Here is a 26,478-nt window from a genome sequence, read left to right on the forward strand (position 1 = left end):
ATTCATTGGTAAAAAAGATGGCGTTAATGGTACGTTTAGCTGGCCGTAATCACTTTCATTTGATCACGGCGTTTGCCACAAAACAAGAATAGACTGGAAGCAAAAAGATCTAGACCAAAACCCTCTTGAACAATAGCAGCTAATCCATCGATAGATTTACGCATATCGGTATAACCACATGCAATGTAGATGTTTTTTGCAGCGGTAATGTCACCTAGCATATATTTTTCAAAGCCATCAGGACAGCTTCAATCGTTTCCTTAGAAGTTCCCTCAGCAACCTCAACGCTAGCATTTGGGAGATGAATCATGACTGCTGATTGTTGATATTGATTTGATGGATTTACTTGGAGCTTTGCGAACTCGACAGGTTTAGATAACTCTGTTTCTGTCTGCATGGCAGGTAGTTGTTCGCAAGCAGCTTTACGTATTTTCTTTAACCAGTAATAATACGACTGTTGCTTAATCTCATTTTGAGCACACCATTCTTTTACTGTTAGATCACTAGGTTGGCAATCTTTAATAATCTGGATCCAGTGTTCCATACGGAAACGATTTTTTACTTGAGTAACTTCATCCATGTAGATACCTCCATTCATAGTAATTCAAGTAAGCTTGAAAAACTCAAAAAACTATAACTTGAAAAACTATGATTAATCTTTGAAGATATTATCTCATGAATTGGAGTGTGATATAAGGCACTCTGTTATTGAGCGCTTACAATATATTTTTAAAAGACTTGTTGTGAAGATATGGATACAAAAATCCCTTGTGAACTATTCAGATCACAAGGGATTTTATCAATAATTATTATTATACAATATGTAGTACCTATTTTATTTAATATTACAGTCTATTTATAAACTGGAATGTCGAATATTAAATCATAATTATCACTCAACTGATAAATCTTTCCCATTAAATTACTTATTTTTACAGGCCACCCCATATCAGTTGCATATTGATGAGATGCAGGATTCAATGGATTCCATCTCATTTTATAAATAGTATTTTGGTAGTTGTTCCTTAAACTATTTACGTAATTCATAGAAATCCACTCTGCTCCACCACGTATTGCGTCTTCTGGTTTAAACCATTTTTGTTTGTAGGCATACTGTGAGCCTGATAAATAGGCTGTTCCATCGTAAGCTGCTATTCCAAAGAAATTATATACAGTTTTCCCATCAATTATAGCAGTCCCATTTGCTAAATTAGATGAGCCATGACCTGTTTCAAGCATTGCATGAGCTACTAAATATGCTATATTCACATTGTAATCTTTACTTGCATCAATAAACGTTTTAGCCTGTCCATCAAATTTACCTTTACCACTTAGGTAACGATTTAAAGAATCCTCATTGATATCTATGTTTGTATTTAAATTCAAGAATTGATACATTTCAGCTGAAATTTGATCTGCTGTAATATACAGAGGATTAGATACACTCGTGACGGGATTTGATAAAATTGAAACACATAGGCCTCTATTATCTGAGATTTCAACCCAACCTAATCTATCTCCTACTTTAATTTTATACCAACCATTCGTTTGACCTTGAATAGTGTACTTTTCTCCTACTCTAGCAAGAGCAAAATTGTTATTCGTTGCAGTAGTTGGTTCACTCCTTACGTATAATGCTTTTTTGATTTCTAAAGTCGTAAGTTTTGATGAGTTTGTATAATTTACTTCTATGTAAGCCCCAGAAACCCAGCCTGTTATACCTGTTTCTGTAGTAATTTTATACCATCCGTTTGATTGTCCTGTAATTGTATATTCTTTACCTTCATCAACTGTAGCTATTATTGTGCTGTTATTTGTTGTTGGTTTATTTCTTACATTCAATTTAGGACTTGCCGTGACTTTTCCAACCCCTAATACCTCAGCACCACTATTGCTGACCATTATTAAATTTGAATCTATAAAATTATTTGGGTTCATCTTTTGGGCAGTATCTTCCCATGTTGCTGTTTTCCAGCCATCGCCATACAAGTCTGTTTGCGGGTTAATTGTCATTTGGATGTTAATTACTTCATTCAATGTAGCATCATAATAATTGTTTTTATATACAATTGATGCATAAACTTGAATAGTAGTAGATGTTTGTATACTAGTGTTATCATTACCTATTGCTTCAACAGTAATCACATGATTTCCTACACTAAATTTGCTTACATTCAATAAATATTCAAAACCACTAAATGTACCATTTTTATAACCTGGATACGCTTTATCTACATCAACTCTTTCAATACCGATTCTGGCATCTCCTACAGTTTGACCATTGGCAATAATCCTAACCTGTTTTACTCCTGATGCATGAAGTGCCCATCCTGAAATTTTCACCTCACCAGTATAAACCTTTTCAAAATTTGTTGGAGCATCTATGTATATTTTAGGCTCTGGTTTTGCAATATTTATTTCTATATTATTACTTTGAGAAGTTCCATCATTCCCTATTGCCTTGACAGTTATAGTATGAGCCCCTAATTTTAGTGCACTTATATTTAGTACATATTCATATCCACTATTCACGCCACCTGTATATCCCGGATACGTTTTATCCACATCACGTCTCTCTATCCCTGTCTTTGCAGTTCCTACATTTGTTCCATCAACTGCTATTTGTACTTCTTTCACTCCTGATGCATTCAATGCCCATCCGCTTACATTTATTTGACCCGATATATACGGATTGATGTTTGCGGAAGGAGCTGGTGTATCTATGTATGTCCTTGATACTGGTTTTAAAACTGTAATTTTTACAATAGAGCTTTGGCTGGTTCCATCAACTCCAATTGCCTTGACTGTAACATTGTGACTCCCTGGCTTGATAGCATTCAAATTCAACATATACTCAAAACCACTGTTTGCTCCATTTGTGTATCCTGGATATGCTTTATCTACATCTCGTCTTTCTAACCCGATTTTTGCATTGCCTACAGTTGTTCCATCGATTGCTATTTGTACTTCTTTCACGCCAGACGGGTTTAATGCCCATCCACTTATTTTCATAGACGTGTTTTGTATTGTTTCGTTCCCTTTAGGTGAATCTATATACATCTTTGGTTCTGGCTTATTCATATTTATATAGATACTACTACTCTGGATCGTTCCATCAATTCCTACAGCCTGCACTGTTATGTGACGATTTCCTTGTTTGACATTATTAATGTCAAGTATGTACTCAAATCCACTATTTACTCCATTTGTATAGCCAGGATAAGCTTTATCCACGTCTCGTCGTTCTAATCCTATCTTTGCATTGCCCATCAGCTGACCATCAATAAGAATATTTACTTCTTTGATTCCAGATGCATTTAATGCCCATCCACTTACCCTTATGGATTTATTCTGTATGATTTCATTCATCTTAGGTGTATCTATGTACATCTTTGGTTGTGGTTTGACTATGTTTACAGCTACTTCCTTACGTTGGAGCTTTCCGTCAATTCCAACAGCCTCTACTGTAACATAGTGATTTCCTGGCTTTATCTGACTGATATCAAGCATATATTCATATCCACTCTTTGCTCCATTTGGATACCCTGGATAAACTTTATCTACATCTGTTCTTTCAATGCCTATGGTAGCATTCCCCACTATATTACCATCTAATAATATCCTTACCTCTTTTATTCCCGAACTGTTAAGTGCCCAACCACTTATTCGGATAGATTGATTGAGTATTTTTTGATTGTTTGCAGGTACGTCTATGTACATCTTAGGTTCTAAATATACACTTTTAGCTAAGGCTTTAATTTCTACATTGTTTGTCTGGCTAGGCTCATTTGCTACGCTTTCTTCAACAATTGTTTCGTCTTCAACTATTGTTTCCTCTTCAATGGCTGTATCGTCATTTATGCTGTTGTCCAGCATATCATTCGATACTTCTGTTTTAACCTCTTCTATGGATGTACCATCATCAAAAATCTCGTCCATCTCGATAACTGGTGTTTCTTCAGCATTTGCAATCTTCGTTGGCATTGATAAAGACAAACTGACGAAACACAATAAAGCAAATATAAATCTAACTTGTTTTTTCACTTCCAATAATCCCCTTTAGTATATTGTCTATGAAACTTATTACAGAACCGTATTGAATAAGGAACTTTATGTCATTATTCACTTATATTTTCCATTATATCATTACATTTTATTGTTTCAACAAATTTCGACTATTTTATAATTTCCTTTGTCTTCAAAAGGTACACTAATAACTCATTTTATAGACATTATTGCCATTCTGTATGCAGTTTCATCAAGGGCAACCAATTATATATTTGAATACATATTACTATAGTAATTAGCATAATCTCCTGTGATAATATTTTCAATCCACTCGGTATTATCTAAGTACCACTGAATTGTTTCTTTTATTCCCTTTTCAAATGTATACGCTGGAGACCAACCAAGTTGAGTCGTAATCTTAGTGTTATCAATTGCATATCTTCTATCATGACCTGGACGATCTTTAACATATTTAATAAGATCCTCTGATTTGTCAAGAGTTTTAATAATCAATTTAACTATATCAATATTAGCTCTTTCATTGTTTCCACCAATATTATAAACCTCTCCATCTTTACCTTTGTGAAGAACAGTATCAATGGCAGAGCAGTGATCAGAAACATGTAACCAATCCCGCACTTGCATTCCATCCCCATATACGGGGAGATCCTTTTGTTTAAGACAGTTATTAATCACAAGTGGGATAAGTTTTTCAGGAAACTGATATGGGCCATAGTTATTACTACATCTTGTAATATTCACAGGCATCCCAAACGTTTCATGGTATGCCCTCACAATCATGTCAGCACTTGCTTTTGATGCTGAGTATGGACTATTTGGCATGAGTGGCATAGTTTCAATGAACATTCCTGTTTTTCCAAGTGCACCATAAACTTCATCTGTAGAAACTTGAAGAAACTTTACACCTGATTTATATTCCTTACAGTACTTATCCTCAGAATTTACTTTCCAATATTTTTTAGCTGTATCTAACAATACTTGAGTTCCAATGATATTTGTTGTTAAAAACACTTCCGGTTCTTCAATACTTCTATCAACATGAGATTCTGCAGCGAAGTTGACAACTGCAGATACATCATTACTTTCAAAGATATTTTCAATCTTTTCTTTATCTCTGATATCAGCCTTTATAAATGTATAGTTTGATTTACCCTCAATATCTTTAAGATTTTCAAGATTTCCCGCATATGTAAGAGCATCAATGTTAATGATATTATAATCTGGATACTTCTTAACCATTAACTTAACAAAATTGCTCCCAATAAATCCTGCACCACCCGTTACTAGAACAGTTTTCATACTTATAGTCCTCCTACGCTTTCATTAATAATCTAAGTGAGATGATCGTTTTAGTAATATCTTTTTTCTTGATTGTTAGATAGATAATATATGCCATACCATAAATCAAGACAGTAAACCAAGAATTAATGAACCAACCTGATAATATAAATATTAGGGTTAGTAATAATTCTAGGAAAACATCTTTTTTAACATTAAGATTTAATTCTTTTGACAAGTAAAGTTCTGCTAGAACTGATCGAAAGGCTAATAAAATCACAATATTTAGTATTGCGATATTTAGGTTGTTAAATATTTGGGTAACAATATAAGTCATAAACAAGCTACACAACATAGTTATCACATTTATTTGCAACATAACTTTTTCTCGTCTTAATGTTTTTAAGTAAGTATTTATCAGAAAAGCCATTTTTCCTTCATATATGAACATTGGAAACACCAAAGCCATATATAATAAGCTTTCTGCATATTGCGGAAGCCATGCTACCATAATTGTCTTTAATGGGTAGTATAAGGTTAACGCTCCTAATGAAAGCACCATTAAAAAATCTCTCATTATTGAATAAATGCTGGACAATTTTTCTCGACTCGTTCTACGTAATATTGGAAATAATATTATTCCAACTGCATTTATAAAAATCATCATCATGTTAGAAATGCTTAGTGTTAATGAAACTCTTCCAAAAGTTGATACATCCCATGTTCTTTCAACACCAAATTTTACTATGCCTATAATTAATGTACTGGCAATATTAGCAAACATCAACTTTATTCCTGAACTAATGTTAGTAATCGTTTCGGTAACATTAAAATAAAAATTACTAACTCTATTAAAAACAATCTCCTTACATAAAATCATTGAATATACTAATGATGTAAGCTTTCCCACCAAATCAGCAATAATCATGAACTTATAATCTCGTACTCCAACGATTAAAAACGTAATAATCAATAAAATATAAACAATACGATCAGATATAGTTACACGAGCATATTCTTTGATTCTGTTTGTAATTTGTAATATATAAAGTAGCATTATCCGTAAATTTTCAATAACCATAGTCATCACAGTCATCTTTAGGATGAATGCTCGATTCATTTCATTTACAAAAAACATTGTAATAATCCAAATGAAGATTCCTATTACAATTTGACTAGATAACAAAGAAATAAATTGAGAAAAAAACAACTTTTTATCTAATTTATTGTATTCGAACCCTCCATATCGCAAATAAATACCATCATTCCATCCAAAGTGCAAAAATCCCACGTAAGAAGAATAAAATAGATATAATTGCCAATATCCATATTCTTTAACTCCTATGAGTTTAGGAACAATTAGAATTACTAAGGTTGATACAATAAGTGATATTAAATTTGAGGATATAGTATATGACATGTTTTTTATAAAACGCAATGCTTTTCCATTCAAAATATCAACCTCTTTATTTTATCTCAGCAAGAAATCTACTTAGAGCATCTTTCCAATCAGGTAATCTATCTAACGCCGCTGTATCAGTATTATCCTTTGATAACCTTGAATTTTTAGGCCGTTTTGCTTTAGTAGGATATGCACTTGTTGTAATAGGATTCACCTTAATGTCTATTTTAGATTTTTCGAATATTGCTTTTGCAAAATCATACCAGCTACAAAAACCTTCATTTACACCGTGATAGATCCCATATTTATCAGTTTGAACCAAATTTATTATAAATTCAGCAAGATCAATCGTATATGTGGGAGCACCAATTTGATCATTAACTACACTAATTTCATCCTTGGTTTCTGCAAGCTTCAGCATTGTTTTTACAAAATTATTGCCATTTGTACCATAAACCCAAGATGTTCTTACGATAAAATAATTATTGATAGAATTCTTAACTATCTGTTCACCAAGTTCTTTCGTATATCCATAATAATTAATTGGTTTAGTTTCTTTATTCTCGTAATATGGTTTATTACCTTCACCATCAAATACATAGTCTGTACTTACATAAACTAGTGTTGCATTTACCGTTTTAGCTGCTTCAACTATGTTTTTAGTTCCATCTACATTTACTGAATAACAAAGATCTTTTTCATCCTCCGCTTTATCAACTGCCGTATAAGCAGCGCAGTGAATAATAACATCAGGTTTTTCTTTGAGAATAAATGTACTAGTTTGCACCTTGTCGGTAAAATCAAATTCATCCCTACCTGTAGCAATAACATCAAAATTAAGTCCTTTTAATCTTCTTACGATATCATACCCAAGTTGGCCGTTTATACCAGTTACTAAAAATTTCAAACTAAAATTCACATCACTATCTTCAAGTAAAGGAGCATTCATATCTTTATCAGACAGAATCGGATTGTCCACTCCCCAATTTACCCCGATTATAGGGTCATCAAACTTAATACTTCTATCACATTCCGGAGCATAATACTCATCCACCTTATATTGAACTTCAACATCATCGGTTAAGGTTAGAAATCCATGGGCAAAGCCTTTAGGTATTAGAAGTTGCTTTTTATTTTCTTCAGAGAGTTCAACTGCTACCCATTTTTTATACGTAGAAGAGCCTTTTCTCAAATCTACAGCAACATCAAGTATTTTCCCTTTTGTGCATCTAACCAATTTAGTTTGTGCTTTGGGATTAATTTGAAAATGCAATCCTCGTAATATTCCCTTTTTAGCAGACATTGAATGGTTGTCTTGAACAAAGTTTATATCTATTCCCATCTCTTTAAACTTTGTTTTTGAATACGTTTCTGTAAACCAACCTCGATGATCTCCAAATATTTGAGGTTCAATTATAAAAACGTCTTCAATCTCAGTTTTAGTTATATTCATAAAACAACCTCACTTAATATTTAATTTTACCTTCTGCTACACTTTTAAGATGTTCTCCATATGGTGATTTTCCATACCTTTGTGCAGAAGATAAAAGTATATCTTTATTAATCCAACCATTATTATAAGCAATTTCTTCTGGTGCGGAAATCTTAATACCCTGCCTCTTTTCAATCATTTGTACAAATTCAGCTGCTTCTAATAAGCTATCCATAGTTCCTGTATCCAACCATGCATAGCCCCGTCCTAATAATTTAACATTAAGTGTCTCATCTTCCAAATACATACGATTCAAATCAGTAATTTCTAGTTCTCCACGTGCTGATGGTTTAACACTCTTTGCATATTCAACTACGCGATTGTCATAAAAATATAATCCTGTTATACAGTAGTTTGATTTTGGATTGTTGGGCTTTTCTTCAACTGAAATCACTTTACCATCCTGATCGAATTCTACAATGCCAAATCTCTCTGGATCATGGACATAGTATCCAAAAATAGTAGCTTTTCCATTAATAGCGTTCTCTTTAGCGTCTTTTAAAACTGTTGTAAATCCATTGCCATAAAAAATGTTGTCTCCTAACACCATAGCACAACAATCATCACCAACAAACTCCTCACCAAGAATAAAAGCTTGAGCCAATCCATCAGGTGATGGTTGCTTCTTATATGAAAGATTAGTGCCAAATTGACTTCCATCTCCTAATAGGTTTTCAAAATTCGGTAAATCCTGAGGAGTTGAGATAATTAAGATATCCCTTATTCCTGCCAACATAAGTGTCGATAATGGATAGTAGATCATTGGTTTATCGTATATTGGTAGAAGTTGTTTGCTTGTAATCATTGTTAATGGATATAGACGAGTACCAGATCCACCTGCTAAAATAATACCTTTCATTAAAACCCTCCATTATATATACATAAAAGTACAATTATCCAATTTTATTAATCTCCAAAAACGTTTCGTAGCTTATTTCATCATATTTAGAGGTATAATGTCTAATATTTTGAATAACTTTTATAGCTAGTTTCTTACTTTTGGTTATACTGAAAACTTTTAGAAAAATAGCTACTATATATATTTCTCTCCACAGTTTCCACTTGAGTGGATTGTAGAATTCTTTTTGATTTATAATTCTATTTGAAAAATGTAAAATGTAACTATTTATTGATTTCTGATTCTTTTTTATTGAAGTTCCTACTTTATGATAGATGGTTGATTCTAAAACAGATTCAACCCTTACTCCAGCTTTTAATAGTCTTTTACAATAATTAAAATCTTCTTCACCAAAAAAGAATTTTTCTGTAAATAAACCTATGTTATTTGAAACAGATTTTTTTACCATCAAGGCGCAACCTGTTATAAAAGGAGTAGATATTGATTTAACACCTTGACTTTTATATTTATCTATTATACTTTGTTTAAAATATTTCCTATCACCATACCAAGTAAAATCACCACCAGCATTCCACAACTTGCTTCTATCACTATACAATCTTATATCACAACTTATAGCTCCGACATTACTATTTAATTTCATAAAGTCTAACATTTTGGTAATAGATTTAGCTTCTATGATTGTATCATTATTTAGCAATAACACATTATCATATAATTTTTTTACTTTATCCCATACAGCATTATTTCCTTTTGCAAACCCTAAATTTCTTTTACTCTTTATAAAATATAGATCAGCATCTGAAAATTCTTCCTTATTGTTGAACAAATCAAAATTTAATATTTCGAAACTAGATTTATATTCTCTCTTCATCCACTTTTCTATATAATCTACAGATTCTATTTTGGATCCATTGTCTAATAAAAATATTGTATAATTTTGTTCTTCATTTTCTCTAATTGATTGAATACATTCTATTGTATCTTCATGCCCATTCCAATTTAGAATTATTATAGCTAATTCATTCATTTAATTTCTCCTAATGATCCTAATTATTACTGTTTTAAGTTTATTCTTTCATCATTATAAATTCTATGATAAACAAAAAGATTAACGGTATAATTATTCCAGATACCGTAATAAAATTGCAAAAAAACATCATAGCAATAATTGCTAATAACATAGCTGATAAACTTATCATCTTCCCTTTGTATCTAGAAATGTTGAAAATATAGTAAACACATATAAAAAATATAGCAACATAAATACTTGCTATTAAAAAATTCGAATTATATACGGTCTCCGCAAATAACCCTCCTACATTTGTTCTGTAAGAAGTGTGTATAGGAATAAAAAACGAGTTTACTGGATTAATGTAATTCCCTGTTTGAAAAATTGCTTTAACAATATTTATAGGTACAGTAAATAATACTTCAATACTCCCTAATCCAACATTTTCAAAATAATAGTTCGTCGCAATAACTGGACTTATTAAGTAATAAAAAAAGTGTTTAATAGATAACATAAATCGATTAATAAGATACAATATGTTAAATTTATTATTAATTATGCTTGGAAGTATAGCATATATAATTACGAATGTAATAATTCCAAATAGCATTAGAAATAGTCCTATTTTCAGCGTCCTTTTTATTTCAAAGTCGGTAATCATGGCATACAGTATAATCAAGTGCAGAATAGCAATAATAATTCCGTATTTCCCGCCAAAAACAAATAAATTCACGTACATAAGTAAAATCAAAATCAGATATCTCGGCTTCTTATAATGTAGATATAAAATCATCAGGTAAGGGGTTAGAATTAATCCAAGATCACCAAGATGAGCAAATAGTCCAAATGCCTTTCCTTTGATATTTCCAAGCCCATAAATAGAAAGCACTTGTACTAAGGAGACATATTTTGCAACTAATCCTACAATAAAAATAGATACAATGAGTTTTTGATGTCTAATCACTACATTTTGTTCATAATTATTATTATTAGTCTCAAATATATAATTTTTATCTTTAAACCAATAATAAAACCCTCTGCTAATTAAATAAATCAAGACAAGAAAATATAAAATATAAGCAATTGATTTGACTTCTACTTTAAAAAAACCCAAGTGAACTGCCACATAATTGTTTAGTAATATTAATGACAAATAAGTTATAGAAATAATTGAAAATGGAGTAAATATTGTTTTATACAATTTAAAATCCTCAAAAATCAATTTAATAATAATCATAAAAAATAGAATCTCCACGCGTTCACATCCTAATGAGCAAAAGTCTTTTACTAAATTTAAATTGCTCTGTATATTTCAAGCATTTTGTTAACATTATCTTCCCAGTTATACAATTTCTCAACTTTCGTTCTTCCATTCTGTCCATATTTTTGTCTTAATTCACTATTGAATATCAATGTTTCCAATGCTTCTGCAATTGCTTGTGGATTCTTTCTTTTCACTATGATTCCAGTTTTTCCATCTTCAACAACTTCTTTAAATCCTGATACGTCAGTTGCTACAACAGGTAGACCTATGGCCATGGCTTCTACCAAAGAAACACCAAAACTCTCTTGATTACTTGTTGCGCAAAAGATATCCATTTTTCCCAATGCCGAAGGAACTTCTGAATTAGGTATAGAACCCATAAATGTAATGCTATCGTGTAAATTGAGTTTATTTGTCAATAATTCTAGCTCATTTCGTAAAACACCATCACCATATATTAAAACACGTACCTTCTTACTTATATCCAAATGACCACTATGTTCAAAACGTTGTTTTAAAATAGCAATAGCCTGCACTAAATACTCAATACCATAAACCTCTTGTAATGATTTAATATTACCAATAACAATGTTATCTGATTGCTTTTTATCTGTTTTTCTGAATCTTAATAAATCGACTCCAAAAGGGGTTATAAATATTTCCTTATTATTATCTCTTAATAAAACTCTTACTTGTTGTGCCATACTCTCACTTGTTGAAGCAATCTTGTTTGCATATCTTAAATTATCGATAATTATTCTCATTTTTAATCTACTTTGATACGGAAAATCATACACATCAGATCCCCATACCGATAGCACCAATGATTTAACCCGGGCAGTTCTAGCTAGTAATCCATATCCACTAGCATAGTGCGCATTAACTACATCAGGTTTAATAGAATTAAATACATTTCTGAGTTGCTTTGCATTTAAAAAATATCCTTTAGTCCCAGAATATTTTAATCTATACTGAAGTACTTTCTCAGAGATTATATTTTCTTTTGGTTCATCATCGAACTTATAGACAAGATGAACTTCATTTCCTCGTTCTGATAATGCGTTTACCCATCGAACTGTATGAATACTGGCTGCATTTGCTAAGAATAATATTTTCATAAAAATTCACCTTACTTTTGATATATCAAAGTGCTAATTTAATGGTATCCGCAATAAGCATTATATCTTTATCACTTAGATATGGATGCATTGGCAGTGACAATACTGTATCACAAAGCTCATCTGTCACTTCAAAATCATGATTATCATATTCCAATTCAGAAAATGCATCCTGTTTATGCATAGGTTTAACATAATAAATCATGCTTGGAATATGCTTCTCTTTTAACTTAGCTTGGACTATATCTCTTTTCTCTTTATTTTTGAGCTTGATCGTATACTGCGCGAAGCTTGAAACATAACCTTCAGGAATTATTGGAATTTCAACAAATCCTCTAAGTTGATTTGTATAAAATCGATACACTCTATTTACATCTTCTAGTTCATGATCCATAAATGCAGTCAGCTTTACATTTAATACTGCAGCTTGAATTGAATCCAGCCTAGAATTCACTCCGATTCTGATATTGTCATACTTATTGTCACCTTTGCCATGAACTTTATATGATTTCAGAAGATTTGCTAAATTATCATTATTTGTAAAGATTGCACCACCATCTCCGTAGCATCCTAATGGTTTAGCTGGGAAGAATGAAGTTGTTGCTGCATCTCCAAAGCTACAGGCTTTCTTACCATTAATACTTCCACCAAAGCCTTGAGCACCATCTTCAATAATTCTTAGATTGTATTTTTTTGCTATTCTTTCTATTTCAATATGATCAGCTGGAAGACCAAACAAATCGACTGGAATGATCACCCTAGGCGTAAACTTGCCCTCTTCTAACACTTTATTAATTGCGTTTTCAAGTTTTACGGTATCTATATTAAACGTATCTTTATCTACGTCGACAAAGATTGGCGTCGCACCTCTGAAGGAGACAACTTCTCCTGTTGAGAAAAATGTAAAATCAGGGACAAAAACGGCGTCTCCTTCTTTAATATCCCAAGCCATCATTATTAATGTCATGGCTTCCGTTCCATTGGCACAGGTAATACAATGTTTAACCCCTATGTACTCGGCTAATCTCCGTTCAAGTGTATTTACTTCTTCTCCACCAATAAAATTAGTATTATCTAGCACCTTTTGAATTGCTAAGTCAATCTCAGTTTTGTATTTATTGTATTGAGTCTTTAAATCTCTAAATTCCACAACTATCCACCAATTATCTTTCATTTAGTTCATTGTTTTCTAAAATATACTCTCTACCACATTCACTACATTTGTAGTTTTCTTTTAAGGGTATTCCACACTCGCATACCCATCCAATTTGCTTTGCAGGTACTCCTGCCATTAACGCATAGGCGGGTACATCTTTTGTCACTACTGCACCTGAAGCAATCATAGACCATTCACCTATTATATTACCACAAACTACTGTAGCATTTGCACCGATAGATGCTCCATATTTAACCAGTGTTCTTTTATAACCTGTTGTTCCTTTAGGATATCTACTTCTTGGTGTTAAGTCGTTTGTAAATACCATTGAAGGTCCACAAAAGACATAATCCTCTAGTTCAACGCCTTCATAGACAGATACATTATTTTGGATTTTAACACCATTTCCAATCTTTACATTGTTCGAAACATTTACATTTTGTCCTAAGGAACAGTTTTCACCAATTAGAGCGCCTTTATGAATATGACAAAAATGCCACACTTTGGTGCCCTCACCTATGAATACACCATCATCTATATAACTGCTTTCATGGACAAAGTAGTTCATTTATCAAATCTTCCTTTAAAATCTAATGTGCTGCAGTGATCAAGTGGTAATTTTACACTTTTTCCTTCTGCTGCCGATTTATAAATAGCGAGCACAAGTTCAAGTGCATTCCTTCCATCTATAGCTGTTACATAAGGTTGTCTATCATTTTTAATTGCATCAATCACATCTGCATAAAGTGGATTATGCCCGAAACCATATACAGTTGGTGGGTTCTCATGGTACTTTTCTTTTATTTCTTTTGGATCATCCAGATTGTCTGCAAACTGCCATTCTTCAATCAAATTCACTGACTTACCACCAGCTTTTACCGTTCCTTTTTCACCAAATATATAAAGAGTCTCTTCAAGATTTTGAGGATATATATTTGTTGTTCCTTCAATAATCCCATAACTTCCGTTTGCAAATTTTACTAGACCCATTCCTAAATCTTCAGCATCAATAAATCCATGGATAAGATTATCCGTCATACCAACTACTTCAGTAATTTCGTCACCCATCATCCATCTCAAAAGATCAATATTATGGATACATTGGTTCATGAGCGCACCACCGTCTTGTTCCCAAGTACCTCTCCATGGTGCTTGCTTATAATAGTCCTCTCCTCTATTCCATCTAATGTGTGCAGTACCATGCATAAGTCTACCAAAGCGATTCTGTTCAACTGCTTCCCTAATTTTTTGAACGGATTTGTTGAAACGATTCTGATGGCATGCACTTACCTTGATATTCTTTTTAGTTGCCTTTTCAATAATCATGTCTGCTTCTTCAAGTGAAAGCGCTATGGGTTTCTCTATAATTAAATTAGCTCCAGCATCAATACAATCCAAAGCAATTTGACCGTGCTTTCCACTTTCTGTACAAATTCCTACTAGTTCTGGCTTCTCAGCTTGAAGCATTTCTTTATAGTCAACGTATTTCTTTGTATCTGTTGGAAGGTTAAACTTCTCAATTGTACTATCCATTTTTGATTCTTCTACATCACATAATGCTACTATTTTTAGTTTGTTCTCTAGTGCAGCAGCTACATGATTGGGCGAAATTCTGCCACATCCAATAATTGCGTATTTTAAACTCAATGTCAGTCCTCCTATAACAATTCAATGTTTTCACGTACTTCTATATTCTTCATAGCATTTTTAGTATCAAAAATTACTTTTGCATGACTTTGTACAAAACTATAGTCAACATTTGTATGGGCAGTAGTAATAATTACAAGATCTGCACTTTGAATTAGTTTAGCAGTTAATTCAGGTTCACCTTTTTTTACTTGGCCTTTCACACGATATTCTGAAACAAATGGGTCAAAGTATGTGACTTCAGCACCTTCCTTTTCAAGTTCTCCAATTACTTTAATAGCAGGGCTTTCCCTATAATCATCAATATCTTGTTTATAAGCTACACCTAATACTAGGATTTTAGAACCATTCATAGCCTTTTTAAATCTGTTTAGAATCTTGCTTGCTCTCTCAGCGCAATATTCAGACATTCTATCGTTTATCATCATTGACGATTCTATCATTGAAGTGTGAAAACCGTATTCTCTAGCTTTCCATGATAGGTAATATGGATCAAGTGGTATACAGTGCCCTCCAAGACCAGGTCCCGGATAGAAAGCTTGAAATCCATAAGGCTTAGACTTAGCAGCATCTACAACCTCCCAGAAATTAATACCCATTTTATTACTAAGAATAGCAAGTTCATTAACTAAACCGATATTTACGTTTCTATATGTGTTTTCTAGGATTTTCTCCATCTCTGCTACTGCTGGAGATGATACTCTGTGAATTGGTGCTTCTAAAATCGCTTCATAAAGTGCTGCAGCAACATCTGTACACTTTGGAGTAATCCCACCAACAACCTTGGGCGTATTTTTTGTCTTATAAATAATATTTCCTGGGTCTACACGCTCTGGTGAAAAAGCTAGATAGAAATCGTCACCACATTTTAACCCCGACTTTTCAAGAAGTGGTTTTAGAAGTTCTTCCGTCGTACCTGGATATGTTGTTGATTCAAGCACAATCAACATATCTTTATGCATATATGGCACAATACTTTCAGCAGATGACTGAACATAACTGATATTTGGTTGCTGGTAATCATCTAAAGGAGTTGGTACACAAATACAAACACAATCCGCTGACGCTACTTGTGCAAAATTTGTTGTTGCAGATAAAAGACCTGACTTTACTATCTCCTTAAGGTCTTCATTTACAACATCTCCAATATAATTTTCCCCAGAGTTTACCATTGCAACTTTTGATTCCTGCACATCAAAACCAATTGTTTTAAATCCAGCTTTTGCTTTTTCAACCGCTAGTGGAAGTCCTACATACCCTAATCCAACAACCCCAAGTGTAGCTGTTTTGTTCAGAAGTTTTTCTTTTATATTAGTCATTAATTTGTCCTCCATTGATTATTACTTCATATTTTTCAAAGTAACATTACTATCACCAAAGGGATTTAGTTTTGGATACTTTTATTTTTTCAATATTTATAATATTTGACTTATCATTTAAGGTTCTAACCATTTAATCTAAATCTACTCATCAAATAAAACTCTTAATTATATAAAATCGACTCAAATTTTCTGGATAATATTTTGTATTCATAGTTTTCTAATACTGCTTTTTTGCCTCTCATACCCATTTCATAAACTTCTGTCTCATTACAGTTATAAATTAATAGTATTCCATTAATGATATCATCAATATCTTCTGGTTTAACTACTACTCCACATTTGTAATCTCGCACATCGTTATTGGGGCTATCCATAGCGTATATTATGGGTTTAGCTGCCATCATAGAGTCATATGATTTATTTAAACATACACCAAAACGGTATAAAGGAGAACTTCTTCCACCTATATAAATAGCATCGAAGTTTTTCAAAAGATCTGGGATTGTCAGTTTAGACACAGATGGTAGAAAAGTTACGTTTTCGATATTTTGATTTCTAGCTAATTTTTGCAACGATTCTTTTTCTACACCATCGCCTACTAAAACAAAATGGATATCTGGTGTAGTTATTGTCTTTGCCACTTTCAATAAGATCTCAAGCGCATTGGATATTGCATGTCCACCAAAATATCCTACAATAAATTTATTATCTTTTTTTAATAAATCGAATGTTTTTTTATGTTCAATTGGGATTTCATGTGAGTCGTTCCAATCTTCGCATACTATTCCATTTGGGATATACCTAAATGCATCTGGGTGCATTCCATGCTTTACCAGATACTGTTTGGCACATGGCAATAGTGAAACAATTGTATCTGAATGCTTACAAAATGAGTTCTCTGCTAATTGCATCATTATAACAAATGGATTGTATTTAGACATACCTCCAATTTCAATAAGAGTAAGTGGCCACATATCATGAATTTCATGTATAAGTTTTGAATTTGCAAACTTGGAAATACGCTGTGCCGCAAATGTGTCTAATGGATATGTTGAAGATGCTATTACAACATCAGGTTTTATTTCAGTCGCTAACCTTTTTGCTCTTATATATAGTTTTGAAACAAACTTTATCATAGTGATAGCTCTTTTTATGCCATTTCCGTGGTATTTACCCGTTTTAACCCAATGATAGTTAATACCTTCAATTTTTTCTACTTGAAAATCTGTATTTATATTTGGATTCATTTTCCTAAGATGAGAATAATCTGCTGTAATAATATGTACTGTATGCCCCATTTTTATCCATTCACGAGCAAAATAGTAAGGCCTATATTCCATTCCGAATTCCAATGAACCTGCATAGTGATTTATTATTAGTATTTGCATTTCCAGCTCCTCTTTTGCCATATTACTTATCTATCAAATCATTAGCAAAATATAAATCTATTTATTTTAATTCGAATGCTAATATTTAAGAGAATACAACAAATACAGTTTTTAATATTATCTTTATATCTGTTAGTATGCTAAATTCCTCTATACTTTTCAAATTGATATTCATTTTAGATGGTAGTATATTTTCCACATATAACTTATCAATATCATCTGATTCTGCTAATAGTTGCTCTTCATCTTTGTATTCAACACTTGTTTGTGAAGTGACACCTGCAGGCAATAACAAGGTAGCCATCATAGTATCGGTATACTTTTCTACATACTTCTCAACTTCTGGTCTAGTTCCCACAAAACTCATATCTCCAACAATAATATTTAAAAGTTGAGGTAATTCATCCAAGCGGTACTTACGTAGTATTTTACCAATATTCGTAACTCTATTGTCATTTTTCGTAGTAACTTGTGAGCCAGTTGTTTCTGCATTTTCAACCATAGTTCTAAACTTAAATATACGGAATTTTTTACCATATTGCGTTATACGCACTTGCCGAAACATAATCGGACCTCTTGAATCAACTTTTATTATTATACTTATAATTATAAAAATAGGAAATAAGAGAATAAGCATTAACAAACTAAACACTATATCAAAGATACGTTTAGCTAATAAGCTTAGTTTTTTATTACTTAAAATTTGATAGTATCTACTGACACTATCATTTTTCATACTTGCTGGTAAGTCCTCCCACCTTCTTAAAATCACTGTTCTACTCCTTACCTTAATGTACTTTTTTTTATGATGTTATATCTTTAAAAACTTTACATATATATTCAATTTCCTCATCGTTTAATAATGTATGCAGCGGAAGTGTAATTTCATTTATATATTGATTGTAAGAATTCGGGAAATCTTCAATATTAAACCCTAACTTTTTATACGCGGTGTGCATAGGTAATGGCTTATAATGAACATTTGTTGCAATACCCATAGTGGCCATTTCCTCAATTATATTATTTCTATCTGTTTCACTTTTTCCCATTAGTCGAACTAAATATAAATGCCCACTTGAGTTAAAACGCTCTCCATAATGCTTTAGTTGTTTGATCTTAATGGTATCAAATGCTTTATCATATCTACTAATGATCTGTTTTCTTCTCTCTAAAATCTCGTCATATCTTTTAAACTGTGCAAGCCCTAGTGATGCCATAATATCTGTCATATTGCACTTATAGGCCGGATATACGATATCGTATTCCCAACCTCCAAGTCTTGTTTTAGCTAACGCATCCTTCGATTGACCATGAAGTATTAAAAGCATAAATTCCTTATATATGTCTTCATCATTGATTCCACTTATATCTTTCCATGTGACCGCTCCACCTTCTGCAGTAGTAAGGTTCTTTACTGCATGAAATGAAAAACATGTAAAATCTGCAACTTCCCCACTCATTTTGCCCTTATAATTTGCACCAAAAGAATGAGCAGCATCTGCAACAATTGCAACTCTACCAATAGCACTTTGTATTTCATTTGAGGACTTAAATAAGTGTTTTTTATTGTTAACAGCTTCCATTACTCTATCATAGTCACACATAACACCAGCGATATCTACAGGTATAATTGCTTTTGTTTTATCTGTAATTGCTTTTTCTATTGCATCATAATCTAAATGAAAAGAATCTTTCGCAGTATCAACTAACACAATTTTAGCTCCAACGTGATCAATAACACTAGCAGATGATGTGTATGTGTAAGCAGATGTAATAACTTCATCGCCTTCGCCTATACCTAATAGACGTAACGTCATCTCCATACATGCTGTTGCAGAATTCATGCAAACAGCCTTAGTAGTGTTGCAGTATTCTGCAATTTGTTTCTCAAATAACTTTGTTTTTGGACCAGTTGTGATCCACCCTGACTTCAAAGTGTCGACTACTTCATCTATCTCTGCTTGAGTTATGTCAGGTGGTGAAAAAGATATATTCATATAAAAACTCCTTAATTCTGTTAGTTAAAACATGCTGTCCCTATTATATATAAAAAAGATTGTTACTCAATTATACTTTTTTCTCAGTCTTATGACAACATTATACATTATAAAACATTCTTCCACTATTAACAAGGAGACCTTTAAACATAGTTTAATTTTATAATCACTTTCATAATTTATCCAGTTTAGCACTGCATGTTAATTATTATTTACAGTCGTCTATCGCTTTAAACATTTCCATATTATTATAAGGTTTTATTTTTTTTATTGGCAACTTCTAAATTATAGGCAAATACATACTGATTATACCTTTTTATATATTACACTGGTTAATTTTTTTAATCTGTTCTACAATAAAAGACCAAATCTTACATTTGGTCTTTTATTGTAGAATTTCTATTTGCAAAATCTCAGAGGTCCTCTCCACTAGTTCTGCTGCTTTATTCTTCTTTTCAGTTCGATGCTTCATCGTTTCCTGCTTGTCCCGAATCTCCTTGTCCATTTTGCTCTTGTTCTGCTTGTTCCTGCTTCGCCTTCTCTTCCTCAGCTTTTCGTGCTGCTTCTTCCTGAGCTATCCTCTCTTCTTCAGCCTTTCGTGCTGCTTCTTCCTGAGCTATTCTCTCCGCTTCAGCCTTTCGTGCTGCTTCTTCCTGAGCTATTCTTTCTGCTTCTGCTATACGTGCTGCCTCCGCTTGAGCTTTTTTCTGTTCCTCTTGCGCTTTTCCCGATGCCGCTTGTTGGGCTTTCTTTTCTGCAGCTACTTTTGCTTTACGCTCTGCTTCTTCTTGAGCTTTCTTTTGTTCCTCGGCTTTTTTAGCCTCTTCAGACTTTATTGCTTCCTGATTAATGGTAAAAACCAGCCTGGTCTTATTTTTAGCTTCGTCCTCTATTTCAATATTGTACGTTCCTGTAGTCGTAATCCTTACGGTATCTGTTGGAATCGTCAGATTATTCATTCTCGCCTTTACTACCTTCACATTATCAGAAAATTTCAATTCTACTTTATCTGTTTCAACCGTCTCACCATGTTTAAATTCTTCAGGGTATACAATTTCAATCACTGGGGCGATTTTATCTTCCGATTCATCTATAGTATCATCTGTGTACCTCGCTCTTCTTGCCTCTTCTAGTGAGTAGACAGAGCGTATTATGTCTTTGTTGATCTTACTAATTTCTTCTGCTGCATATTTAGGTGTGTTTTGATAATTATAGCCAAATAACAGTATACCTGTTAAGGTAGCTGATAAAGCTATGACTAGTTTGCTCAATCATCTCAATCCTTTCCATAATATTAATATTTTTATATAAAAGAAGTATTATATTCTGTGCCCATTATCAACTAATAGAAATAATGCTTGTACATTATTTTATCTTAGTTCTCATAAATTTAATGTAAAATTTAGTAATAATGGATGTGTCTTCTCCATATATTTTATTATATCATTATATCCAATTATTGCTAGATAATGAACAAGCTTTTAATAATATAATAAATTAATGCTATATGTGTATAAGGAATTTGTTAGGATTTATTTAGCGAAACGGTGAGTGCACCCTTCCCTACTATATTTGTATAAAGCTTTTGTATGGATATATCCATGAATAGAAAAGTGTTATATACTATTGTATATATTAAAATAATTAAAAGCGAGGAGATCTCTTATGAAAAAAATCTATATTCTTTTAACTCTTGTACTATTGTTCCTCACATCATCATGCTCTAAAACGCCAATTTCTTCTGATTCACAACCAGATCCTGAACCTTCTGTAAAAGAGCCTATTACATCGGCCCCTGCTAGATACGAAGATGTCCCAGAAGGTATATCCCCATTAACAGGACTTCCCTATGACGGTGATGGACGTGGTATTATGGTTCAGTTAGAAAACACACCCGAAGCTAGACCTCATAGTGGCATTACAAAGGCAGATCTTATCTATGAGATGGAAGTTGAGAGCAAGATTACTAGACTTACCTCTTTCTTCTTAAGTGAATACCCTGAAAAAGTTGGACCCGTACGAAGTGCACGAAGACAGCATATGTATCTCTGGAAGGAATGGGATTATCTTTATGCATTTTTTGGAGGATCTAAATACGATCCAGGTCAAAATGTTTATGATCTGATGGATGAATTACGTATTAGCGCACCTCATTTAGACGGAACAAAAGGCGGTGCTTCTTTTACTCGCGCAAAAGATCGAAAATCACCACACAATGCGTATATCAACCTAAATAACACTATAAAAAAACAATATGATCACAATCCAGTACAGCGTAGCATCTACTTTGACAAAATGGCTGAAATTACAGGAGACGTAGCAAATGAGATTACCTTTTCCTACAATTCAAGTAACAATATAAAATACATTTATAATAATGACACATCTGAATATGAAAGATCTATTAACGGAGAGCCTATGATGGATAAAGAAAATAATGATCAATTATCCGTTAAGAATATTATTATTCAGCATGCCAATCACTATAAAGTCGATGAAACAGTTTATACGAATATCGACCTTGTGGGAAGTGGAAAAGCTCAATATTTTACAGAAGGTACAATACGCACTGGTACTTGGAAACGCGAAGGCGTCAATTCCCTCACAAGGTATTACGATGAAAACGGAGAAGAAATTGCATTTAAGCCAGGAATGAGTTACATACAGATTGTACGAAATGATACAAATATTGAATTTAAATAGTAATGTTTTTCTCACAATTTCTTGGGTACAATATATTTATACTGCAACGAAAGGATGAGAAAAATGAACGTACATGATTTTAAAGCAAAAGCCATAACTGGAGAGGAAATCTCTTTAGATGAGTACAAAGGAAAAGTAATCCTTATTGTCAATACTGCCAGCAAATGTGGATTCACACCTCAATTTAGTGGATTAGAAAATTTATATGAAAAGTATATGGATCATTTTGTAGTGCTAGGTTTTCCAAGCAACCAGTTCTTTGATCAAGACCCTGCTTCTAATGATGAGATACAAAACTTTTGCCAGCTAAACTTTGGCGTTACTTTTCCGTTATTTGAAAAGGCCGATGTCAGAGGAGAAAATACTCATCCCTTGTTTAAGTTCTTAATCAGCCAAAAACCATTTAAAGGCTTTGATTTAAATGACGACATCGAAAAGAAATTTTACGATTTAACAAAAGAGAATTATCCAGAATTCTTAGATGATGGATCTATCAAATGGAACTTTACGAAATTTTTAGTATCTAAAGAAGGAGAAGTAGTCGCCCGATTTGAGCCATGGATTACACCTGAAGAGCTAGAAGGAGACATCAAAGAATTACTATAGCCAAATGCCAAAATAGAAAATTCTAGCCACCCTCGGGTGGCTAGTTGCTTAATAATATCTATATAACAATAGATATAGTATTTTCGTAGTCAAGCCACAGAAATCCTTCGTCGCAAGCTCCTCTGGACAACCTAGTAGCTAATTTGAATCACTTCCCTGCCTACGGAAAGTTTAGCTTTTTAGTTATCCTCGTTCAACCGTCTAACAAACCAACCATCCAACCTTAAAATTTATTCTTAATATTTCTCTTTAGCTCCTCAAGTACATCATTATACTTCAGAGATTTCAGTTTAGGGAAAGCGCGAAGTATTCTTCGTTCTGAGAATTTGCTTCCCATTTGCAGTTCTTTAATCTTTTTATACAGTGGTAATGTAGAGAGATCTACTTCTACATGATCCTTAAATTCGTTTATATTGGCATTTATGTTTTCCTTAAATTCCATCCAGTCTTCATGCTTTTCCTCTATAAACCTTTGTCCATGTGCTAAGAATATTTCAATCTTTTCTTCTATATTGTCTCTTCCAATCGCATCCCTTATTTCCTCTTTCAGTACATATATTTCTTTGAACCGAGAATTTAGCTTTATAGCTGCGTTTGAAGAGTATGCAATATCTAGTAGGATAATTGCAAATAAAAAAATACTCATATAGTTTTTATTTGTATCAGAGATTTGTTGAACAAAAAGTGATATGTAGGGGTGAATCCAATTTATAAGTAATATGGATAAAATGCCAAAGTAAATAGAGTTTTCCAAACAAACTCTGCCATTAATATTGAATTTCCTTTCAGAATAATCCCACCATCTCATTGCAAATAACTTTTCCATTATGTAGCTGGTTATATACTCTAAAATTGAAGTTGTAACCATAGATAATAGAAAAAGACCTCCTAAGGTTTTCACATAAGGGTCTACTAAGAAAATCACATATATAGATCCTACACCGTATATGGGGCAAATAGGCCCACTAAGAAACCCTCTGTCAGCAAAAGAACCTTGCCTTATAGAACAATACAAAGTCTCAACTATCCAACCTAAAAAACTATAAATAAACCAAAATAAAAATATAACGGTCCAATCCATGTACTACCTGTCCTCTCTCATTGTAGAAAACGGTGCTCCACCGTTCCACATATATACACCGGAATGAAGAGGGCACCATCCCCTACATCAACTCGCTTCTAGATGAGTGTGTTTTTCCTATCCAACCTTTAAATTCGTTAAAACTAAATTAAATCTACTTATACTACATCCAGATTAGAGCATACGTTTTTACGTGTGAATATTTCCATTACTGCACACCATTTGTCTACCATTGTGACCACAAAGGATTCCTTAAACTTTGGTAGCTTTACTGTTAGAGGCCACATATGCTTTACGATGATATCCTTTTCTCTTGCATTCAAATTGAACAGATTGCTCGCATTTTTCAGAGCTGTATAAGGGTGTGTAAATCCGTGTAGTCCCTCTGTTTTTGTCGTATGCCAATCGTATAGAAACAAGTCGTGCAAAAGTCCCCCTCGAGCGGCAGAACGATAATCTAGACCCCAATTTTTACAAATACAATAACTGTAGTAAGACACCGTTAAACTGTGTTCAAAACAGCTAATATCACTATGCTGAATGTAGTCTTTCATAGAGCAAACCGCTTCATGCTCAAGAAGTCCTACAACACAGGTTTTGTATTCCTCAACATCTTTATAGTCCATTATTTTACTAAAAAAACAATCGATCATTGTTTTCTCCTTTTATAAAACATACTCATTACTTACTTCTGTATTATTTTACACTACATAACATTAAATTAATATGAAATTATTTCAACAAATGAGAATATTTTATATCTATTATGTAAATCATTTATAATAGTCCCTTCTATAAATTGATTTTTTCAATTTTCATTCATAACAAATGGGAATAAGAGACTTTAGTAACAAACAATACAGCCCCATTTAATTAAAATTTAAACATATCTTTACATTGATTTACTAGATGATGATTTCGCCATTTGGCATACTGTAGATATACAGTTTTTTAGAGCTGTATATACCATTCGTATCAGGAGGAAATAGTATGATTAAAATATTACACATAGCAAATACCATAAGATCCTTCTTACAAGAAAAAATAAATAGTGTGTTTGATCCTAACTTTGACCTTTGGAACGACTATGTTCTAGAAGATGAGTTTCGTTTTATTACAAAAGTTAAATAAGCCCAATATAGCAGATATTAACCCTCCTCTCCTCAAAGTCATTGTGCTATATTACTCGCGGAACGACATATGTCGTTCTTTTTTATTTTAGCTGAATGCGCTTTCACTCCCACAAATCGTCTACTAGCTCTTCTATCGTCTTTTTTCTCCTCTCCGTCTCTCCTAAATCAACACTATAACTGTCGCCAATCTTTACCAGTACATCCCCCTCCTGCACTTCTTTAGGCAGATCTTTTAGATGAATATCCATCATCAATTTATTTTCATCTTCTACTACTGCATAATCCCCTTCAAAACGATTGATTATATATTTCATCGCATTACTCCATTCTTTTTAATTGCACTCTGCACATTTAGCTTATTTCTCAATTTTTATTTGGCTTCCGTCACTCTCAACTACAATCGTTCCCATCTCATCCGTGCGGTACGATTTAATGCCTCTTTCTTCTAGCTTAGTCATAACTTCTGGATCAGGGTGGCCGTAGGAATTTCCTTCTCCTACTGAAATAATGGCGTATGTAGGATTTACTTTATCTAAAAAATCGTCACTTGATGAGTACATACTACCGTGATGACCTAATTTAATTAGATCCGCTTGTATCGAATACCCCATTTTTATTATTTCATTTTCTACCATCTTCTCCGCATCTCCCATAAAAAGAAAAGAATTCTCTCCATAATCCAGCTTTACAGTTATAGAATAATTGTTTGTGTCAGAGTAAGTTTTACTTATGGGTGAAAGAATCGTATATTCAGCATTTCCAAGATCAAATGTACTTCCTGCTTGAGGGGGCGTAATCTTATACCCCTTATTTTTTATGGCCATTAGTACATCTTCATAGGTTTTAGACGAATGATTGACCTTTGGCATATAGATCTTGCCGATGTCAAAATTTTCGATAACGTCATCCAATCCACCAATATGATCTTCATGGGGATGAGTACCTATTAGTACGTCAATATGATCAATACCTAAATTTCTTATATAAGAAA

The 26,478-nt window shown here is 32.9% G+C and carries 25 protein-coding genes and 1 pseudogene; 3 read left to right on the top strand and 23 right to left on the bottom strand.

The window, feature by feature from the left end; translation table 11 throughout:
* Positions 1-35: 35 nt before the first annotated feature.
* From tnpB to Q7P22_RS10655, 19 genes and pseudogenes are all read right to left on the bottom strand, one after another.
* Complete coding sequence (tnpB, locus tag Q7P22_RS10565) at positions 36-221, bottom strand: IS66 family insertion sequence element accessory protein TnpB (protein WP_303863959.1); 186 nt, start codon at positions 219-221, stop codon at positions 36-38.
* Positions 215-580 carry a transposase gene (locus Q7P22_RS10570; protein WP_303863961.1) on the bottom strand — a complete coding sequence of 122 codons (366 nt, stop codon included), beginning with the start codon at positions 578-580 and terminating at the stop codon, positions 215-217. The genes tnpB and Q7P22_RS10570 overlap by 7 nt, the downstream gene beginning before the upstream one ends.
* A 272-nt stretch (positions 581-852) precedes the next feature.
* A complete protein-coding gene (locus tag Q7P22_RS10575; protein WP_303863963.1) occupies positions 853-4,044 on the bottom strand; it encodes an Ig-like domain-containing protein in 3,192 nt (1,063 codons plus the stop codon).
* A gap of 228 nt (positions 4,045-4,272) precedes the next feature.
* Positions 4,273-5,328, bottom strand: a complete 1,056-nt coding sequence (gene rfbB, locus Q7P22_RS10580; RefSeq protein ID WP_303863964.1) for a dTDP-glucose 4,6-dehydratase — start codon at positions 5,326-5,328, stop codon at positions 4,273-4,275.
* A gap of 13 nt (positions 5,329-5,341) precedes the next feature.
* Positions 5,342-6,760 carry a hypothetical protein gene (locus Q7P22_RS10585; RefSeq protein WP_303863966.1) on the bottom strand — a complete coding sequence of 473 codons (1,419 nt, stop codon included), beginning with the start codon at positions 6,758-6,760 and terminating at the stop codon, positions 5,342-5,344.
* A gap of 13 nt (positions 6,761-6,773) precedes the next feature.
* A complete protein-coding gene (gene rfbD / locus Q7P22_RS10590; protein ID WP_369695527.1) occupies positions 6,774-7,628 on the bottom strand; it encodes a dTDP-4-dehydrorhamnose reductase in 855 nt (284 codons plus the stop codon).
* Positions 7,620-8,162, bottom strand: a pseudogene (gene rfbC, locus Q7P22_RS10595) (dTDP-4-dehydrorhamnose 3,5-epimerase); the annotation flags it as partial. The gene rfbD and the pseudogene rfbC, both read right to left, overlap by 9 nt.
* A 13-nt stretch (positions 8,163-8,175) precedes the next feature.
* Positions 8,176-9,060 (bottom strand): glucose-1-phosphate thymidylyltransferase RfbA, encoded by an 885-nt coding sequence (rfbA, locus tag Q7P22_RS10600; RefSeq protein WP_303863968.1) that lies wholly within the window; start codon positions 9,058-9,060, stop codon positions 8,176-8,178.
* Positions 9,061-9,094: 34 nt separating this feature from the next.
* A complete protein-coding gene (locus tag Q7P22_RS10605) occupies positions 9,095-10,090 on the bottom strand; it encodes a glycosyltransferase family 2 protein (protein ID WP_303863970.1) in 996 nt (331 codons plus the stop codon).
* 40 nt (positions 10,091-10,130) lie between these two features.
* Complete coding sequence (locus Q7P22_RS10610) at positions 10,131-11,309, bottom strand: O-antigen polymerase (RefSeq protein WP_303863972.1); 1,179 nt, start codon at positions 11,307-11,309, stop codon at positions 10,131-10,133.
* A gap of 56 nt (positions 11,310-11,365) precedes the next feature.
* Entirely contained in the window at positions 11,366-12,454 is a 1,089-nt protein-coding gene (locus tag Q7P22_RS10615; RefSeq protein WP_303863974.1) for a glycosyltransferase, read from the bottom strand.
* A 25-nt stretch (positions 12,455-12,479) separates the two neighbouring features.
* Positions 12,480-13,628, bottom strand: coding sequence for a DegT/DnrJ/EryC1/StrS family aminotransferase (locus Q7P22_RS10620; RefSeq protein WP_369695526.1), 1,149 nt, complete (start codon positions 13,626-13,628; stop codon positions 12,480-12,482).
* Positions 13,618-14,178, bottom strand: a complete 561-nt coding sequence (locus Q7P22_RS10625; RefSeq protein ID WP_303863975.1) for an N-acetyltransferase — start codon at positions 14,176-14,178, stop codon at positions 13,618-13,620. Before Q7P22_RS10625 ends, Q7P22_RS10620 begins: the two co-directional genes overlap by 11 nt.
* Positions 14,175-15,257, bottom strand: a complete 1,083-nt coding sequence (locus Q7P22_RS10630; RefSeq protein ID WP_303863977.1) for a Gfo/Idh/MocA family protein — start codon at positions 15,255-15,257, stop codon at positions 14,175-14,177. The genes Q7P22_RS10625 and Q7P22_RS10630 overlap by 4 nt, the downstream gene beginning before the upstream one ends.
* A gap of 11 nt (positions 15,258-15,268) precedes the next feature.
* Positions 15,269-16,576 (bottom strand): nucleotide sugar dehydrogenase, encoded by a 1,308-nt coding sequence (locus Q7P22_RS10635; RefSeq protein WP_303863979.1) that lies wholly within the window; start codon positions 16,574-16,576, stop codon positions 15,269-15,271.
* A 164-nt stretch (positions 16,577-16,740) separates the two neighbouring features.
* Positions 16,741-17,988 carry a glycosyltransferase family 4 protein gene (locus tag Q7P22_RS10640; RefSeq protein WP_303863981.1) on the bottom strand — a complete coding sequence of 416 codons (1,248 nt, stop codon included), beginning with the start codon at positions 17,986-17,988 and terminating at the stop codon, positions 16,741-16,743.
* 64 nt (positions 17,989-18,052) lie between these two features.
* Positions 18,053-18,703: a sugar transferase gene (locus tag Q7P22_RS10645; RefSeq protein WP_303864004.1), complete on the bottom strand. Its 651-nt coding sequence runs from the start codon at positions 18,701-18,703 to the stop codon at positions 18,053-18,055.
* Positions 18,704-18,770: 67 nt separating this feature from the next.
* On the bottom strand, positions 18,771-19,964 hold the full coding sequence (locus tag Q7P22_RS10650) for a DegT/DnrJ/EryC1/StrS aminotransferase family protein (RefSeq protein ID WP_303863983.1): 1,194 nt from the start codon (positions 19,962-19,964) through the stop codon (positions 18,771-18,773).
* A gap of 455 nt (positions 19,965-20,419) precedes the next feature.
* Positions 20,420-21,235, bottom strand: a complete 816-nt coding sequence (locus Q7P22_RS10655) for a hypothetical protein (RefSeq protein WP_303863984.1) — start codon at positions 21,233-21,235, stop codon at positions 20,420-20,422.
* A 394-nt stretch (positions 21,236-21,629) separates the two neighbouring features.
* Between Q7P22_RS10655 and Q7P22_RS10660 the strand changes: the two genes are divergently transcribed.
* Positions 21,630-22,667 (top strand): DUF3048 domain-containing protein, encoded by a 1,038-nt coding sequence (locus tag Q7P22_RS10660; protein WP_303863986.1) that lies wholly within the window; start codon positions 21,630-21,632, stop codon positions 22,665-22,667.
* 63 nt (positions 22,668-22,730) lie between these two features.
* Positions 22,731-23,273 (top strand): glutathione peroxidase, encoded by a 543-nt coding sequence (locus tag Q7P22_RS10665; protein ID WP_303863988.1) that lies wholly within the window; start codon positions 22,731-22,733, stop codon positions 23,271-23,273.
* A 223-nt stretch (positions 23,274-23,496) separates the two neighbouring features.
* Here Q7P22_RS10665 and Q7P22_RS10670 read toward each other — a convergent pair whose 3' ends face one another.
* Both Q7P22_RS10670 and Q7P22_RS10675 read right to left on the bottom strand, forming a co-directional pair.
* Positions 23,497-24,354 carry a putative ABC transporter permease gene (locus Q7P22_RS10670; protein WP_303863990.1) on the bottom strand — a complete coding sequence of 286 codons (858 nt, stop codon included), beginning with the start codon at positions 24,352-24,354 and terminating at the stop codon, positions 23,497-23,499.
* A 158-nt stretch (positions 24,355-24,512) separates the two neighbouring features.
* Positions 24,513-25,007 (bottom strand): HD family phosphohydrolase, encoded by a 495-nt coding sequence (locus Q7P22_RS10675; RefSeq protein ID WP_303863992.1) that lies wholly within the window; start codon positions 25,005-25,007, stop codon positions 24,513-24,515.
* 337 nt (positions 25,008-25,344) lie between these two features.
* Between Q7P22_RS10675 and Q7P22_RS10680 the strand changes: the two genes are divergently transcribed.
* The gene (locus Q7P22_RS10680) at positions 25,345-25,485 is read left to right on the top strand and encodes a hypothetical protein (RefSeq protein ID WP_303863994.1); all 141 of its coding nucleotides are present in this window, start codon (positions 25,345-25,347) and stop codon (positions 25,483-25,485) included.
* Between the two features lie 103 nt (positions 25,486-25,588).
* Here the strand turns inward: Q7P22_RS10680 and Q7P22_RS10685 are convergent, their stop codons facing one another.
* Together Q7P22_RS10685 and Q7P22_RS10690 are read right to left on the bottom strand one after the other, a co-directional pair.
* Positions 25,589-25,801, bottom strand: coding sequence for a DUF3006 domain-containing protein (locus Q7P22_RS10685; protein ID WP_303863996.1), 213 nt, complete (start codon positions 25,799-25,801; stop codon positions 25,589-25,591).
* 42 nt (positions 25,802-25,843) lie between these two features.
* The coding region (locus Q7P22_RS10690; protein WP_303863998.1) for a ComEC/Rec2 family competence protein at positions 25,844-26,478 on the bottom strand (635 nt) is incomplete at its 5' end.

The organism is Alkalibaculum bacchi, assembly GCF_937875145.1.
Taxonomy (GTDB): Bacteria; Bacillota; Clostridia; order Eubacteriales; family Alkalibacteraceae; genus Alkalibaculum; species Alkalibaculum bacchi_A.

Bases quoted from the DNA above. Each gene is read 5' to 3' on its own strand.
- rfbB (WP_303863964.1), bottom strand. From the start codon at position 5,328: ATGAAAACTGTTCTAGTAACGGGTGGTGCAGGATTTATTGGGAGCAAT.
- Q7P22_RS10605 (WP_303863970.1), bottom strand. From the start codon at position 10,090: ATGAATGAATTAGCTATAATAATTCTAAATTGGAATGGGCATGAAGAT.
- Q7P22_RS10610 (WP_303863972.1), bottom strand. From the start codon at position 11,309: ATGATTATTATTAAATTGATTTTTGAGGATTTTAAATTGTATAAAACA.
- Q7P22_RS10625 (WP_303863975.1), bottom strand. From the start codon at position 14,178: ATGAACTACTTTGTCCATGAAAGCAGTTATATAGATGATGGTGTATTC.
- Q7P22_RS10635 (WP_303863979.1), bottom strand. From the start codon at position 16,576: ATGACTAATATAAAAGAAAAACTTCTGAACAAAACAGCTACACTTGGG.
- Q7P22_RS10680 (WP_303863994.1), top strand. From the start codon at position 25,345: ATGATTAAAATATTACACATAGCAAATACCATAAGATCCTTCTTACAA.
- Q7P22_RS10570 (WP_303863961.1), bottom strand. From the start codon at position 580: ATGGATGAAGTTACTCAAGTAAAAAATCGTTTCCGTATGGAACACTGG.
- rfbA (WP_303863968.1), bottom strand. From the start codon at position 9,060: ATGAAAGGTATTATTTTAGCAGGTGGATCTGGTACTCGTCTATATCCA.
- Q7P22_RS10620 (WP_369695526.1), bottom strand. From the start codon at position 13,628: ATGAAAGATAATTGGTGGATAGTTGTGGAATTTAGAGATTTAAAGACT.
- Q7P22_RS10650 (WP_303863983.1), bottom strand. From the start codon at position 19,964: ATGAATATATCTTTTTCACCACCTGACATAACTCAAGCAGAGATAGAT.
- Q7P22_RS10675 (WP_303863992.1), bottom strand. From the start codon at position 25,007: ATGATCGATTGTTTTTTTAGTAAAATAATGGACTATAAAGATGTTGAG.
- tnpB (WP_303863959.1), bottom strand. From the start codon at position 221: ATGCTAGGTGACATTACCGCTGCAAAAAACATCTACATTGCATGTGGT.
- Q7P22_RS10645 (WP_303864004.1), bottom strand. From the start codon at position 18,703: ATGAAAAATGATAGTGTCAGTAGATACTATCAAATTTTAAGTAATAAA.
- Q7P22_RS10685 (WP_303863996.1), bottom strand. From the start codon at position 25,801: ATGAAATATATAATCAATCGTTTTGAAGGGGATTATGCAGTAGTAGAA.
- Q7P22_RS10670 (WP_303863990.1), bottom strand. From the start codon at position 24,354: ATGGATTGGACCGTTATATTTTTATTTTGGTTTATTTATAGTTTTTTA.
- Q7P22_RS10660 (WP_303863986.1), top strand. From the start codon at position 21,630: ATGAAAAAAATCTATATTCTTTTAACTCTTGTACTATTGTTCCTCACA.
- Q7P22_RS10615 (WP_303863974.1), bottom strand. From the start codon at position 12,454: ATGAAAATATTATTCTTAGCAAATGCAGCCAGTATTCATACAGTTCGA.
- Q7P22_RS10640 (WP_303863981.1), bottom strand. From the start codon at position 17,988: ATGGCAAAAGAGGAGCTGGAAATGCAAATACTAATAATAAATCACTAT.
- Q7P22_RS10665 (WP_303863988.1), top strand. From the start codon at position 22,731: ATGAACGTACATGATTTTAAAGCAAAAGCCATAACTGGAGAGGAAATC.